The organism is Mucisphaera sp., assembly GCF_965279675.1.
Classification (GTDB): Bacteria; Planctomycetota; Phycisphaerae; order Phycisphaerales; family Phycisphaeraceae; genus Mucisphaera.
In genome coordinates this window covers 2217665-2232316 of the sequence record NZ_CBDIIJ010000002.1, presented here as the reverse complement: position 1 = coordinate 2232316, position 14652 = coordinate 2217665, and the positions used below count along the sequence as shown (strand labels likewise).

Below are 14652 nucleotides of genomic sequence, written 5' to 3'. Positions count from 1 at the left end.
CCGGTTCGGTGCTAGAGGTTGTGCCAGTAGCGGCCGTCTTTGGCCATCATGATGTCGGCGCTGGAGGGTCCCCAGGTACCGGCGTTGTAGTTGGGCAGGTCGTCCTGAGGATTTTCCGACCAGTAGTCGAGGACGGGCTGGACGGCGTCCCAGGCGCACTCGATCTCGTCGCGGTGCTTAAAGAGGGTCTGGTCGCCTCGGATGCAGTCGTGCAGCAGGGTGGCGTAGCCATCGGGCGGGGAGGCCTCCCACTGTTTGACGTAGTCGAAGTCCATGACGACGTCTTTGATCTGGAGACCCAGCCCCGGGACCTTGCCCTCGAAACGCAGGCGGATGCCTTCATTGGGCTGAATCGAGATCAGGATCTGATTGGCCTTGAGCTTGCGGGCCTGTTCACGGAACAGGACGTGGGGCGTGGGCTTGAGGTAGATGGCGATCTCGGTCTGCTTGCGAGCCATGGCCTTGCCGGAACGGAGGTAGAAGGGCACGCCACCCCAGCGCCAGGTATCGACCGAGACGTTCATCGCGGCGAAGGTATCGGTCTGGCTTTCGGGATCGACGCCTTTCTCATCTCGGTAGGCGATGACCGACTTGCCGTTGACCTGACCGGCTCCGTACTGGCCGCGGACAGCGATGTTGGGGATATCGTCGGCCTTGGGCACGCGGAGGGCTTTGAAGATCTTGATCTTCTCGGTACGGATGTCTGCGGCATCGAGGCTCACAGGCGGTTCCATCGCGATGACCGAGAGCACCTGGAGCAGGTGGCTCTGGACCATGTCGCGCATGGCCCCGCCTGCTGGGGAGTCGTAGTAGGAGCCGCGACCCTCGACACCGACGGTCTCGGAGGCGGTGATCTGGACGTGATCGACGTATTGCTGGTTCCAGATGGGCTCGAAGAGCGAGTTGGCAAATCGGAGAACCAGCATGTTCTGGACCAGCTCTTTGCCGAGGTAATGATCGATGCGGTAGATGACTGATTCGTCGAAGACTTCGGCGAGTGTCTGGTTCAGGCTGGCGGCGGAGGATGGATCGGAGCCGAAGGGCTTCTCGATCACGATGCGCTGCCAGGGCTTGTCGGCACCGAGGGAGCAGTAACGGCGGCCCTCGGTGACGAGGCCTGAGCGGCCGATGTTCTTGATGACCGGCTCGAAGAACTGGGGAGCCAGTGATAGGTAGAAGAGGATGTTGTCGCCGGTGCCGACTTCCTGCGCGAGCTGGCAGAGGCTTCTTTCGATTTCGGACCAGGCTTCGTCCTGTGTGGAGTCAGCCGCGATATAGCGGACTCGGGAGGAGAACTCCTGCCATTTGGCTCGGTCTTCGCCGTAGGCCTTTGGATCGAAGTCGTAGAGCTCGTCGCGATAGGCCTGGTCGGAATAGTCGGTTCTGGCGATACCGACTACGGCGAAGCGTTCAGGGAGATTGCCGTTTTGCCAGAGCGTAAACAGCGCGGGGATGAGCTTGCGCTTGGTGAGGTCGCCTGAGGCGCCGAATATCACAAGCAGACAGTTCTGGCTGGACGGATTGGGCATGGCCAAACTATAAGTCAAAACGCAGTCGCGCTCGCCAGCGGTCAGCTCGCCTGGCGTGCACCACCACGGGTAAGTGAGATGCGGACCAGCATGAGGTCGGCGGGGTTGACGCCTTCGATTCGGGTCGCCTGGCCGATGGTGGCGGGCTTGAACTTGTTCAGGGCAAGGGCGGCTTCGGTGCGGAGGCCACCCACGGCGGTGTAGTCGAGGTCGGTGGGGAGTTGAGCGGCCTCGTCTTCCATGAGTTGCTCGATCTCGCGTTGCTGGCGGGCGATATAGCCGGCGTAGCGGCTGTCGGCCACGATGGAAGCCAGAATACGCCGGTCTGAACTCAGCGGTGATGCCGATATTTCCTGCATCGCCGCGACGACCTGATCGAGGTTGATTTCCGGCCGGCGGATCCACTGGTTGAAAGGGATACGGTTGTGTCTGTTCTGGTTGATCAGCTCTGCGGCTTCCTGTTTCGCAAGGTCACGCAGGTCGGCAGCTTTCTGATGGATCTTGTCGAGCAGGCCCCAGTCTCTGGCCAGCGGGGCGAGCCGGTCCCAGGCGTTGTCGGCGCGGAGCAGCAGGCGATGCTCGGCGCGGGAGGTGAACATCCGATACGGCTCGCGCGGGGTTTTGGTGACCAGGTCATCCATGAGCACGCCGATGTAGGCCTGATCTCGGCGGAGACGCACGAGGTCGTCGCCTCGGCTGTAGCGGACGGCGTTGAGACCGGCGATCAATCCCTGGCCGGCGGCTTCCTCGTAGCCCGAGGTCCCGTTGATCTGCCCGGCGAGGAAGAGACCGGGGTAGCGTTTGGTCATCGTGGTGGCATCGATCTGATGCGGGGGCACCATGTCGTACTCGACGGCGTAGCCGTGTCGGATGATCTTCGCGTGCTCGCAGCCGGGCATCCCGCGAACCACCTGCTCCTGAACGTCTGCTGGGAGTGAGGTCGAGATACCATTGCAGTAGATCTCGTCAGACTCCAGCGACTCGGGCTCGAGGAAGACGTGGTGTGAAGTGCGATCGGCGAAACGCACGACCTTGTCCTCGATGGACGGGCAATAACGCGGGCCGGCCGTTTCGATCTGGCCGTTGTACATCGGAGCACGATCGAGATTGGCTCGGATGGCGTCGTGAACCTGAGGGGTCGTCTGGGTGATCCAACACACGCGCTGCTCGATCACCGGGAATCGGGCGGCAACCCGTACATAGGTTGGGTGGTTGCCAAGGCCCAAACGATCTGCGAGCGGATGCCTGGTGAGATCCGAGAAGGGCTCGGGGTTGTCGTTGCCCGGCTGGCGTTCGAGGCCGGCGAGATCGATGGAATCGGCATGGAGTCTCGGCGGGGTCCCGGTCTTGAGGCGAGCGAGTTCGAAACCGAGGCGCTGAAGCGTCAGGGAGATGCCAACAGCGGGTTTTTCGCCGACGCGGCCGCCGGATGTCTGGCTCTGGCCGGTGTGCATGAGCCCACGCATGAAGGTGCCGGTGGTAAGGACGACAGCGGGTGCCAGCAGCCGATCGCCGTTGGTGAGGCTGATGCCGACACAACGGCTCTCTTCGATGAGCAGGTCTTCAACCGTGCCGAGGATCGTTTGGATGTTGGGGCGGGTGCTCAGGAGCCGCTGGACTTCACGGGCGTAGGCGTACTTGTCGCTCTGACATCTGGGGCCGCGGACGGCGGGACCTTTAGATTGATTCAGGACCCGGAACTGGATGCCGGTGGCGTCGGCGGCGAGGGGCATGAGCCCGCCTAGGGCGTCGATCTCGCGGACGATCTGGCCTTTGGCGAGACCGCCAATGGCCGGGTTGCAGGACATGACGCCGGTTTTGTGCGGATCAATCGTGACCAGTGCTACACGGCCTTCTCGGCCATTGGATTCCTCGAAGCGTTCGCGGAGCAGGTTGGCGGCTGCCCATGCGGCCTCAGCGCCGGCGTGTCCGCCGCCGATGACGATGACGTCATAGCTGGTGCTGGGTGTGCCGGGCATGTATTAGCGGGTCTCGTCAGGCTTCGACGGTGAAGGTCTCGCCGGCGTGTAGGAGTTCGTGGAGGCTAGCGTTGGGACGCTTAGCCTTGGCACCGGCGACCTGCTGCTCCACGAGGTCTTCATAGGTGGCCTTTTCCTGTGCGTAAAGAATACCGACGGGTTCGGGGAAGTCGGGATAGCTCATTCGGCTGAGCAGGAAAGCGAGGCTCTGGTCCGTGGGGTCGTGGATGAGCAGATCGTCCTCGGTGATGCCGTCCTGGAGCTCGACGACCTCGGGTTTGATGCCGTTGAGGCGGATCCCTCGGTCGCGGTTCTTGCCGAAGACCATCGGCTTGCCGGCTTCAAGCCGGAGCAGGTGTTCTTCCTTGTCCAGGCCTTGCCGACCGGTTGCGTGGGCGAAGGCCTCGTGGTTGAAGACGTTGCAGTCCTGGTAGATCTCGACAAAAGAGGTGCCGTGATGTTTTGCTGCGGCTTCAAGGACGTCGGTGAGATTCTTATCAATATCGACGGAACGGGCGACGAACGAGGCCTCGGCGGCCACGGCGATGGACAACGGGGCCAAGGGGGGATCGATCGACCCGAGCGGGGTTGAAGGGGTGCGCTTGCCGGTTTCTGATGTGGGTGAGTACTGGCCCTTCGTCAGGCCGTAGATGCGATTATTGAACAGCATGATGTTCAGGCCGACGTTGCGTCGAAGGGCGTGCATGAGGTGGTTGCCGCCGATGGACAGTCCGTCGCCATCGCCGGTGACGAGCCAGACATCGAGTTCCGGGTTGGCGATCTTGACGCCTGAGGCGACCGCTGGCCCGCGGCCATGGATCGTATGGAAGCCGTAGGTGCTCATGTAGTAGGGGAAGCGGGATGAGCAGCCGATGCCGGCAACAAAGACGGTGTTCTCTCGCCGGGCGCCGAGGTTGGCGAGCACCTTCTGGGTCTGCTTGAGGATGGCGTAGTCGCCGCAGCCCGGGCACCAACGCACATCCTGATCGGAAGCGAAGTCCTTGGCTTTCAGGACGGCGAGCGGGGTGTTTTCGGTCTTGTTGGGGGTAATCATCTTCTGGTGGCCTTGTGGGCTTAATGGCTGGTTTGACGGTCGTGATGTAATGAATCAGTCGGTCCAGGGCTTGGGTTCAATCAACTCGCCCTGTCGGGGCATGTAGGCTTCGGCCTCGCCCCAGCTACCGTCTAGCATCTTGTGGATGGCCTGGGTCATTTCTTCGACGAGGAACGGTCGACCCTGGACCTTGTTGAGCCCGCGAGCATCGACGAGATACTTGGCACGAATCACCGAGCGCAGCTGACCCATGTTAATCTCGGGGATGAGGATCTTGGGGTAGCGCTTGAGGACGTCGCCGAGGTTGCTTGGCATCGGGCAGAGGTGGCGAAGGTGAGCCCCTGCGACTTTGTGACCCTGCTCTCGGACACGCTGGACGGCGGTGTAGATGGACCCGCAGGGCCCGCCCCAGCCGAGGACCAGGAGGTCGGCATCGGCGTCGCCGTAGGGCTCGATGGGGGGAATCTGGTCGGCGATCTTCTCGATCTTCTGGTGACGCAGCAGCGTCATCAGCTGGTGGTTGTCGGGGTCGTAGGAGACGTTGCCGGTGATGTGCTCTTTTTCAAGACCACCAACGCGGTGCTCTGTGCCTGGGTTACCCGGGATGGCCCATGGGCGGACGGCCTTCTTGTCGCGGGCGTAGGGCTGGTAGGTTTCACCATCGGTGGCGTGATGGACCTCGATGGGATCAAGGCCTTCGACATCGGGGATGGCCCAGGGCTCGGCGCCGTTGGCGAGGTAGCCATCGGTAAGGATGACGACGGGCGTCATGTGCTGGAGGGCGATGCGGACGGCCTCGATGCCTATGTCGAAGCAGTCGCCAGGCGACGAGGGCGCGAGAATAACAACCGGCGAGTCGGAGTTGCGGCCGTACATGGCCTGCAGAAGGTCGGCCTGCTCGGTCTTCGTCGGCAGGCCGGTCGAGGGTCCGCCTCGTTGCACGTTGACCACGACAAGCGGCAACTCGGTGATGAAAGCGAGGTTCATCGCTTCGGCCTTGAGCGCGAGACCGGGGCCGGACGTCCCGGTCACGCCGATACGACCGGTAAAGGAAACACCGATGGCGGCACAGCAGGCGGCGATCTCGTCCTCGGCCTGGAAGGTCTTGATGCCGAAGTGCTTCTGTGCAGAAAGCGCGTGGAGGATCGTGCTCGCTGGCGTGATGGGGTAGGAGCAGTAGACAAGCTCTTTCTGCGCCAACTGGGATGCGGCGATCAGACCGATTGAGAGGGCATCGTTACCTGTGATTTTGCGGTAGGTGCCGGGCGCGATGGTCGCCTTGGCGATCTCGTAGCGTGTCGGGAAGATCTCAGCGGTTTCGCCGAAATAGAAGCCTGCTTTAAGGGCTTTGATGTTGGCTTCGGCGACTTCCGGTTTGTTCTTCTTCTTGACGAAGTAGTCCTGCAGGAACTGAACCGTGGTGTCGAGCGGCCGATCGTAGAGCCAGTAGACGACGCCGAGGGCGTACATGTTCTTGCAGCGGCCACAGTCTTTGGCACCGAGGCCGGTGTCGGCGAGTGCCTCGCTGTTGAGCCGTGAGATCGGCACGCGGACCAGCTGGTACTGGCCCATGAGATCCTGGTCGTCGAGAGGGTTGTAGCCGTCTTCGTACTTGGCTTTGCGGAGGTTGACTTTGTCAAACTCCGACTCGTTGACGATGACGAGCCCGCCGGGCTCGACGTCGCTGAGGTGCGCTTTGAGGGCAGCGGGGTTCATGGCGATGAGTGCGTTGACGCGGTCGCCGGGTGTGTGGATGTCCTCAGACGCGAAGTTGATCTGGAAGCCGGAGACCCCGGCGACGGTTCCGGCGGGAGCGCGGATCTCGGCGGGGAAGTCGGGCAGCGTGGCGACATCGTTGCCGAAGAGCGCGGAGGTGTCGGTGAACTGCGTGCCGGCAAGCTGCATGCCGTCGCCGGAGTCGCCTGCGAACCGGATGACGGCGGATGTAAGGCGCTCGCTGGGCTTCGACGGCGCAACCAGACTTTCACCAGAACTCATTGAATTATGACTCTCTACGGGTGGCCTGTTAAGGGGATGGATTATCCGTAGCATTCTAGTCTTCTGCAAGGGTTTGGCTAGGGCCGGTGGTCGACGAAAGCCTATGCAAAAGATGTTCGTGTCTGTATTTACAGGTGTTGCGTCTGATTCTCAGGTCCCAACCAGCCGGTGACCCAGCCATAGACCGAGGACGACGCCAGCGACACCGAGCGAAAGGTGAGCTGATAGGTGCAAGCAGAGCATGAGATATCGCTGATTCTGTCCGAAACCGACGAGTTCGAAGGCGAAGGTTGAGAACGTGGTAAAGGACCCCAGGAAGCCTACCAGCACCACGTGGCGGATCTCGACCGCCCCTGACCAGCGGCCCTCGGTCAGGGCCCAGACGATTCCAAACAGGAAGCAACCGAGGGTGTTGGCCAGCAGGGTGCTCCAGACCCAGCCCTCGGGGGTGTAGCCGCGCAGCGCCCAGGTACAGAGCTGATGGGTTCCGTAGCGGGCCAGAGCCCCGAGAGCCCCGGCGACGCCGATCAGTAGCACTTTCAACCAAAGGCTCAAAACGATTCTCGCTGTTGCGATATTCGGGCCCGATAGCCCCAATCCGGGCTATAGTGCTTTACTTTAGCACGTGGGCCAGTTCCCTCGTGGTGATCCCCAACCATCCCCGCTATTCCGACGACACGCTGTGAGCCTTAAATACCAACGTGTAAAGCAGTATGACCTGGCACTACCAGCCCCGCTGCGCTGGCTGACCCGAGCCTTTAGCTCAATCCGCCTGGCCGTGATCCTGTTGACGTTTATCGCCCTCTACGGCACGGTCGCCTCCGTGCCTGTCGGCTTCCTGGCACTCGGTCTGATTTATGGGCTGATTGGCCTTGGCGTCTATGGGCCACCGGCCTTGTTCCTGGCTTTCATCCAGGGAGGGCTGCCGCGGTGGCTTTCGGTACTCGGATGGATCGCGATTGTGATCTTCGGCGGGTACCTGACCTATCTCGGCAGCTTTTACGCCTACGACTGGATCACGCACACGAAGTCCTGGAATTACTACGGGCGAACCATCATCTACCAGCTGCCTGCTTTCGAGATGACGGAGCTGCAGTTTTACAGCTGGTGGCCGTTGCAACTGGTGTTGATGCTCTTTGTGGTCAACATGGTCTGGGCGACGATTCGCCGGATCGAATTCAACCTGCAGAACCTTGGCGTGCTCACGGTTCACACCGGCATCGTGACGCTGGCAGTGGGTTCGATTCTCTACAGCAGTTTCAAGGTGGAAGGCGACACGATCCTCTTCCGCAGGGACCTGGGCGGCGGCTTCGAGAAGGTCTTCTACGACGCGGTCAACCCTGCGGTGTTTGTGACGCTGGAGGGCTATGGCAACGCGATGCTGCCGGTGCCAGACCTGCCTCGCTACAACGACTACCACGTGGGCATGCTGGACATGTCCCTGACCGATCGCTACGAGATTCAGGGGCTGCTGCCCGAGCACGTGGGGATCCGGGTCGTTGGCTTCTATCCCGACGCAGAGATCGAGCAGACCTGGGCGATGGAGCCGGCAGACGCTCCGGATGCCGAGGTCCTGATGACCAGCCCAGCGGTGAAGATCGCGCTGGCAACCCGGGAGACACCAGACACATCGACGCTGAAGCCTGAGCAGTTGCTGCTCCTGGCTGCGGATGTGCCGGGCGAGCGCTACGAGACAACACACCACGCGGATATCGAGCTGCTGACCCGTGTTTCCGAGCGACGCGTGCGTGATCTCATGGAGGAGTTCGCAGGCGATCACGGGCTGATCGTCGAGATTCCCGGCACCGGGTATCGCGAAGTTTTCTCGATTCAAGAGGGTCAGCTGCTCAATCTCGGCGAGACCGGTTACAGGCTCGCGATCGAAGAGATCGGGCCCTACGGCCTGCCATTTGTGACGCCCGGCTACGAGGAGGCAACAGACACGCGTGCTGTGGTCCGGGTCGAGCTGGGCGACGAGGTGTTCCGCAGGATCACCATGCACCGATTCCCCGAGCGCTCCCAGGACTTCGTGCCTCAGCCAGATAACCCCAACGTCGGGCCGCTCGGCCAGCGACGCGATCCCGATCCTTCCATCCGGCTGGTTTATCTGGACCGTTCGAAGCCGCAGTTCCGGATCCTCTGGGACCCCGAAACGCCTGAGCAGCCTTTCGAGTTGCTGGCGCACCTGCCCAACTCGGCCCCGCTTCGTGCGCCCCTGGTTGAAGATCGCTTTCCGATCGGGCGGATGCTCTGGGTTCACCTGCTCGAAGCCAGCCAGCAGGCTGCGAAGGTCCGTCAGCCTGCCATCACGCCCAGGCCGCAGCGTGACCCGAAAGACATCGGCGGCTACACGGCTGCGCTGATGGTGGTTGAGGTCACGGCGGAACTGCCGGACGGCTCACCGTTTCGAGAACTGGTGATGCTGCATCACATGCGGTACCCGCGTTACCCGGCGGGCAAGAACCAGCCGGAGACGGTGGCGATCCCGGGTGTGGGCGAGATCACACTGGCTTTTGCCCGACAGCAGCACGAACTGCCGTTCAGCATCGCCCTCGATGACTTCGAGATGGTGCCTTATCCGGATACCCACCCGCCAGTCCCACGCGATTTCTCATCGGACCTGCTCATTGGCGACCTGCACCCGCAGGACCGCACGCTGATGCGTGCTCCCGAGATCTACACGCCGAGCCTGAACAACCCTGTGATCTACCGTACGTCGACGGAGGGCGTGGGCTGGGTGATGAGCAAGCTAAAACTCAGCCAGGTGGGTTGGGACCCGGGCGACACCACCGATCCCGCCATTGAGGCGCGGGATGAAGAGGGTCGCTTCATCAATCAGCAACGTTTTTCCATCATCGGCGTCGGCAACAACGTCGGGATTCAGATCATTTTCATCGGTTCCTGCCTGATGGTGGCGGGTGTGCCCTGGGCCTTCTACGTCAAGCCATGGATGGTTCAGCGTCGTAAACGTCAACTGCAGGAAGCCCTTGCCAGTGAGCGTGATGGCGGCCAGAGCCCCGATGCGGCTGAATCACCCGCTGTCGTGACCGATGCTTCTCACCACCCCCCTGCCGATGAGCAGAAGAACAAGCCGGAAATGGCTTCGACCGGAGTTTGATGACGCATGATGCTCGCCCGCTGGATTGCCCTTGCAGCTTTTTTTGTCGCTCTGTTGTCGTCCGGATCGCTCGCCCAGGTGCGTCCGAACGTGGATGGCAACAGCCTGCCTGAGTATGCGCCAACCGGAACGCCAAGTGAGATGCTCGAAGACCATTCCTCTCACGGTCACGGCATCGAGGGATGGCTGGATATCAGCCCGCGTCCGCGCACCGCTGAACAGCGCAAGGCCTTCGAAGAAGCCCTGAATCTGGATGGTTTTCGGCGACTAGCCGTGTTCGATGGGGGGCGTGTCAAGATTCTCGACACGTTGGCCCGCGAGCAGCTCGAACGGCTCTACGGCAAGCACCGGTTCAAGCACCCCGAGACCGGTTATGAGGACCCGGTGTTCACCTACTTGGACATCCTCTTCATGCGGGACACCTACGTCGATCTCCCGCTGCTTTACGTCGAGGTGTTGCCGCTGCGTCGGCAGCTGGTGGCACACCTGCCCGTCGATGAGCAGGAAGCGTGGCTCAAACGCGGCCGACTCTCGAAGAATCTGATGAGCAGCCCGGAGGTTATCGCCATCATCTCGGGCCGCGGGTCTGATCTCCGGCTGCAGAAGGGGCTCGACCAGATCTACAACGCCATCGACGCACTCAACAGCGTTGAACGGCGTCTGCTGCTGGTGAGCCCTCTCCCTGCGGACAACGAGTGGCACAACCCTCTGGACGCTCTCGAAGCGCATGTGCATGGTAGCCCGCTGGCTCAGGCTGAAACAGCCGAGCGTGCGCTGCTGGTGTCCGATCTGTGGCGGCAGCTGGGCGACAACTGGCGTCTGGGTGATGCCGCGACCGTGAACGAGGTCATCGGTGCGCTGACGTACAAGATCCCGCTGATCCGACCCGAAACCTACCCGGCTCAGTGGACGCTGGACGTGGAACACCTCTATAACGCGACCTCGCGTTTTACGATCGGTTACATCGGTTATCTCGTGGGTGCCGTCTGTCTGCTGCTGGCCTTTGCCACCGGCCGGCCCTGGCTGGTCGCGACCGGTGCGGTGTTTGGGGGGCTGGGCTTTGTCATCCACACTCTCGGCATTCTCGCTCGGGTTGCCCTGACAGGTCGCTGGCCGATCCATAATCAGTTTGAGTCGTTCATCGCCGTGACCTGGTTCGCGGTCCTGGTCGGTCTGTTCTTTATGTGGACACAGCGAGCCTGGATGTTCGGTGCCGCGGCGACAGCCCTTGGTGCCGTCTCGCTCATGGTGGCCAACACCTTCGACATCCCTTCGGCCGAGCCGGGCAAGGTGGCCGGGATCCTGGCCACCAGCCGGATCCTCTATATCCACGTCAACATCGTGCTCATCAGCTACGGGCTCATCGCACTCGGTTTCTTCGTCAGCCTGTTCTACCTCTCGACGCATTACCTCCGTGGCCCGGCATCCATGCGCATGGCTGCAGCCGGGGTCGGCGCCATTGATATCGCAGGTGGCTCCAGCGGTAGTTCGGACGACCCGCCCGCCAAGGGCCGTCAGGGCCTGCTCCGCGATCTGGATCGAGCTCAGATGGTGGTGCTGCAGCTGGCTTTCTGGCTGCTGGGCGTCGGCATTCTGCTCGGTGCCTACTGGGCCGATCATGCGTGGGGGCGCTGGTGGGCCTGGGACCCGAAGGAAACCTGGGCGCTGATCACATGGATCATCTACCTGATCGCGATCCATGCAAGGTTTGGCGTCAAGGACCGCGGGCTCACCACGGCGTGGCTGAGTTGTCTGGGCTTTGTGGTCATGCTCTGGTGCTACTGGGGCGTGAACATGCTGCTTGCCGGTCTGCACAGCTATGCCTGATCGGCTGCCACGGGCGTTTTATCAACAGCCCGCTGAACGCCTGGCCCGCGAGCTGATAGGCCAACGACTCGTGCGGTCCACCGATGGTCAACACCGGTTGAGCGGTGTGATTGTTGAGACAGAGGCCTACCTCGGCGTGATCGATGCCGCAGCGCACACCTACGAGGGCAGAAGAACGGCTCGTAACGAAGCGATGTATGCCGACGCAGGACACGCCTATGTCTACTTCACCTACGGCATGCACCACTGCTTCAACATCGTGGCGGCCACAGTTGACGACCCACAGGCTGTTCTGATCCGTGCCCTGGAACCCTCGGAAGGCCTTGCCGACATGCGCTCACGCCGTCGCGCCGCACGCGTTGACCGTGACCTGACCTCCGGCCCCGCCAAGCTCTGCTCGGCACTGGCGATCGGCCGAGACCTCAATGGCATCGATCTGACCACCTATAAGGGGCTCTGGCTGGAAGAGGCTGAGTCGTATTTGGACGATGCAATCATGCGCACGCCCCGGATCGGCATCGATTACGCAGGCGACTGGGTCGATCGGCCGTTACGATTCTGCGTTCGTGACCACCCCTGTTTGAGCCGCAAGTGAACGCATGTCAAACGATTGGCCTCTACAACCGCTAGGTGAAACCGGGATCCAAACCGGCCCCTGCGCCTGGTCGGCCGGGCTGCTCACCGATGCAGCGGAAGAGATTCATCGTCGTCCAAGCCTGATCGTTTTCGATCAACGAGCGGAGATGACACCTGATGACGCGGCACGCGTAACCAAAGAACTCACCGGGCTGCCCGTGCTTGTCGTGCTCAGGGAACCGGCTTTCGCCAGATACCTGACAGCCAGCATCAAGGACTGGCTCTCGGCACTTGGACGCTCAAGCATTGATCTGGTCGCTCTCGAACTCGATGAGATCCGTGACCTGAAAGCAGGCGGTCTGGTCCAGCCCCTGGTGGATGCGAGGGCAAGGGGTGAGATCGGTGCGTATGGCTTTGTCGGCGAAACCGCGAACGACGCCGAATGGCTGGCCCTGAACACCTCCGGCAGATTTGTGATGACCTCTTACGGTTTGGAGAATCAGACCGCAGCGTACCGTGCTCTGGCGACCGCGAGTGAATACGGGATGGCTGTGATTTCGGAGTCCGGGCCCGAAGGCTTACAGGCGGACCCTCGAGCGACCGCCTTTGCCCTGGCACAGGCTGCGAAAGCACTCCCGATACGAACGCGCTTACTGCCTGCGGGGATCAAACCGATGTCGCCTGAAGATTGTGATGAGGCCTGGGCAAGTTATGCCCTGAAGCACCCGGAACCCGAGAAGTTGCCCCGCGGCCGACCACCCGCCAGCACTGGTTAACAGCCATTCAAACCAGAAACCAGTGGCCTTGAAAGCCGGCTCGGTTTAATCTGCACAGGGGATCGACGTGATCCCACGCCCTCAGCCAGGAGAAGCTCCCACGTGAACGATCAGCCCAGTGGCCTGTCCAACGCAGACCGCGACGAAGCAGCAACGACCGAACCGGCTCATACCCCGCCAGCGACCCCTTCCCCAGCGGCAGAACAGGCTACGGCCACGCCCACAGAAGCGGTTGAGGCGTCAGCGGCACCCGATGACCAGATCGGCAGCGGTTCGCAGGCACCAAATGCCGAAGACCTCGAAGCCGTCTCTGACGCCGAAGTCGATGCGATGATGGAAGCCTCCATCTCGGAAGCGCAGGCCCCCAAGGCCGAACCCGAGGCCGTGCACCACGAGATCCGCCGCGGACGCATCGCTGCGATCCGTGGCGAGGATGTCTTCGTCGAACTCAGCGGCGAACTCGGCAAGATGCAGGGCCTGGTGCCGCTACCCCAGTTTGAGCGCGCCCCGAGGCTCGGGTCCGTCATGGACTTCGTGGTCGACCGCGTCGATGAGAACGAGGGGTTGATCTACCTCTCACGAGAGGGCGCAATCAGCCGATCGACCTGGGAGCAGCTCACGCCCGGTTCTGCGGTGGAAGCTCGCGTGACGTCCACGAACAAGGGTGGCCTCGAGCTTGAAATGGTGGGCGGCATCCGCGCCTTCATGCCGGCCAGCCAGATCGACCTTCACCACGTCGATGATCTTGAAGCCCTGGTCGGCGAGAAGCTCGAAGCGATGGTCCAGGAGATCGATCGCAAGTCCAAAAAGGTGCTGCTGAGTCGCCGTCAGTACCTCCAGCAGAAACGCGAAGCCGCAAAGACCAAGCTGCTGGCTGAATTGGAAGTCGGCCAGATCCGGGAGGGCACGGTCTCCAGCGTCGCGGACTACGGGGCGTTCGTCGATCTTGGCGGTGTAGACGGGCTGGTACACGTCTCCGACATGACTTACACCCGGGTCGAGAAGGCTTCGGATGTGGCCAAGGTTGGCGATGTGGTCAAGGTCAAGGTCCTGAAGATTCAGGAAGGCGAGAAGGGGCTTCGTATCGGTCTCGGGCTGAAGCAGATCGAGCCCGATCCCTGGGAAGGCGTCGCCGAGCGATTCTCTGTCGGCGAAGAAGTGACCGGGCGTGTGACGCGCACCGCCAACTTCGGGGCCTTTGTCGAAGTCAGCGAAGGCGTCGAAGGCCTGCTGCCGATCAGCGAGATGAGCTGGAAGCGCATCGGCAAGGCCGAAGATGTGGTGCGTGTTGGCGACACCATCAAGCTCTCAGTCATCAGCATCGATGCTGCCAAGAAGCGGATGTCCCTGAGCATCAAAGCCGCCAGCAGCGATCCCTGGCAGGGTGCGGGCTTGAAGTACCCGCAGAACGCCGTGGTCGAGGGCACGGTCATCGGCACGACCGATTTTGGAGCCTTCATCGAACTCGAAACAGGGGTCGAAGGGCTTGTGCACATCTCGGAGCTCGCTGATCGACGGGTGAATCAAGTCGATGAAGTCCTGAAGGTGGGCGAGTCGAAACAGTTCCGGGTGATCGAAATCAACGAAGGCGAGCGGAAGATCAAGCTCTCGCTGAAGCGTGTGGATAAACCGATCGAGGCCAGCAAGGAGCCCGAGCATCAGCCCCGTGATCTTGGGAAAGCCAAACGACAGGCTCCCAAGGACCTCAAGAGCGGACTGGGCAACGCCGGCGGTATGGGCATGGGGCTCGGCAGCCTGAGTCTGGACGACCTCAAGCCCTGATGGATGGCCGCGA

10 protein-coding genes are annotated in these 14652 nt (G+C 61.8%); 5 read left to right on the top strand and 5 right to left on the bottom strand.

Annotated elements, in window-relative coordinates:
• Window positions 1-11: 11 nt before the first annotated feature.
• The 5 genes from zwf to ACQZAB_RS09645 form a co-directional block, all read right to left on the bottom strand.
• On the bottom strand, window positions 12-1529 hold the full coding sequence (gene zwf / locus ACQZAB_RS09665; protein ID WP_428389308.1) for a glucose-6-phosphate dehydrogenase: 1518 nt from the start codon (window positions 1527-1529) through the stop codon (window positions 12-14).
• Between the two features lie 41 nt (window positions 1530-1570).
• Window positions 1571-3508 carry a tRNA uridine-5-carboxymethylaminomethyl(34) synthesis enzyme MnmG gene (gene mnmG, locus ACQZAB_RS09660; RefSeq protein WP_428389307.1) on the bottom strand — a complete coding sequence of 646 codons (1938 nt, stop codon included), beginning with the start codon at window positions 3506-3508 and terminating at the stop codon, window positions 1571-1573.
• Between the two features lie 16 nt (window positions 3509-3524).
• On the bottom strand, window positions 3525-4562 hold the full coding sequence (locus tag ACQZAB_RS09655) for a 2-oxoacid:ferredoxin oxidoreductase subunit beta (RefSeq protein WP_428389306.1): 1038 nt from the start codon (window positions 4560-4562) through the stop codon (window positions 3525-3527).
• Between the two features lie 54 nt (window positions 4563-4616).
• Window positions 4617-6560: a 2-oxoacid:acceptor oxidoreductase subunit alpha gene (locus ACQZAB_RS09650; RefSeq protein ID WP_428389305.1), complete on the bottom strand. Its 1944-nt coding sequence runs from the start codon at window positions 6558-6560 to the stop codon at window positions 4617-4619.
• Between the two features lie 150 nt (window positions 6561-6710).
• Window positions 6711-7115 (bottom strand): fluoride efflux transporter FluC, encoded by a 405-nt coding sequence (locus ACQZAB_RS09645; protein ID WP_428389304.1) that lies wholly within the window; start codon window positions 7113-7115, stop codon window positions 6711-6713.
• Window positions 7116-7338: 223 nt separating this feature from the next.
• Between ACQZAB_RS09645 and ACQZAB_RS09640 the strand changes: the two genes are divergently transcribed.
• From ACQZAB_RS09640 to ACQZAB_RS09620, 5 genes are all read left to right on the top strand, one after another.
• On the top strand, window positions 7339-9678 hold the full coding sequence (locus tag ACQZAB_RS09640; RefSeq protein WP_428389303.1) for a hypothetical protein: 2340 nt from the start codon (window positions 7339-7341) through the stop codon (window positions 9676-9678).
• A 6-nt stretch (window positions 9679-9684) separates the two neighbouring features.
• Window positions 9685-11505 (top strand): cytochrome c biogenesis protein, encoded by a 1821-nt coding sequence (locus tag ACQZAB_RS09635; RefSeq protein WP_428389302.1) that lies wholly within the window; start codon window positions 9685-9687, stop codon window positions 11503-11505.
• The gene (locus ACQZAB_RS09630; RefSeq protein ID WP_428389301.1) at window positions 11498-12100 is read left to right on the top strand and encodes a DNA-3-methyladenine glycosylase; all 603 of its coding nucleotides are present in this window, start codon (window positions 11498-11500) and stop codon (window positions 12098-12100) included. The genes ACQZAB_RS09635 and ACQZAB_RS09630 overlap by 8 nt, the downstream gene beginning before the upstream one ends.
• 4 nt (window positions 12101-12104) lie before the next feature.
• Window positions 12105-12857 (top strand): hypothetical protein, encoded by a 753-nt coding sequence (locus ACQZAB_RS09625; protein ID WP_428389300.1) that lies wholly within the window; start codon window positions 12105-12107, stop codon window positions 12855-12857.
• Window positions 12858-12959: 102 nt separating this feature from the next.
• A complete protein-coding gene (locus ACQZAB_RS09620; protein ID WP_428389299.1) occupies window positions 12960-14639 on the top strand; it encodes a S1 RNA-binding domain-containing protein in 1680 nt (559 codons plus the stop codon).
• The last annotated feature ends 13 nt before the right edge of the window (window positions 14640-14652 follow it).

Coding starts and splice junctions, on each gene's coding strand:
- zwf (WP_428389308.1), bottom strand. CDS start 1,529: ATGCCCAATCCGTCCAGCCAGAACTGTCTGCTTGTGATATTCGGCGCC.
- mnmG (WP_428389307.1), bottom strand. CDS start 3,508: ATGCCCGGCACACCCAGCACCAGCTATGACGTCATCGTCATCGGCGGC.
- ACQZAB_RS09655 (WP_428389306.1), bottom strand. CDS start 4,562: ATGATTACCCCCAACAAGACCGAAAACACCCCGCTCGCCGTCCTGAAA.
- ACQZAB_RS09650 (WP_428389305.1), bottom strand. CDS start 6,560: ATGAGTTCTGGTGAAAGTCTGGTTGCGCCGTCGAAGCCCAGCGAGCGC.
- ACQZAB_RS09635 (WP_428389302.1), top strand. CDS start 9,685: ATGATGCTCGCCCGCTGGATTGCCCTTGCAGCTTTTTTTGTCGCTCTG.
- ACQZAB_RS09630 (WP_428389301.1), top strand. CDS start 11,498: ATGCCTGATCGGCTGCCACGGGCGTTTTATCAACAGCCCGCTGAACGC.
- ACQZAB_RS09625 (WP_428389300.1), top strand. CDS start 12,105: ATGTCAAACGATTGGCCTCTACAACCGCTAGGTGAAACCGGGATCCAA.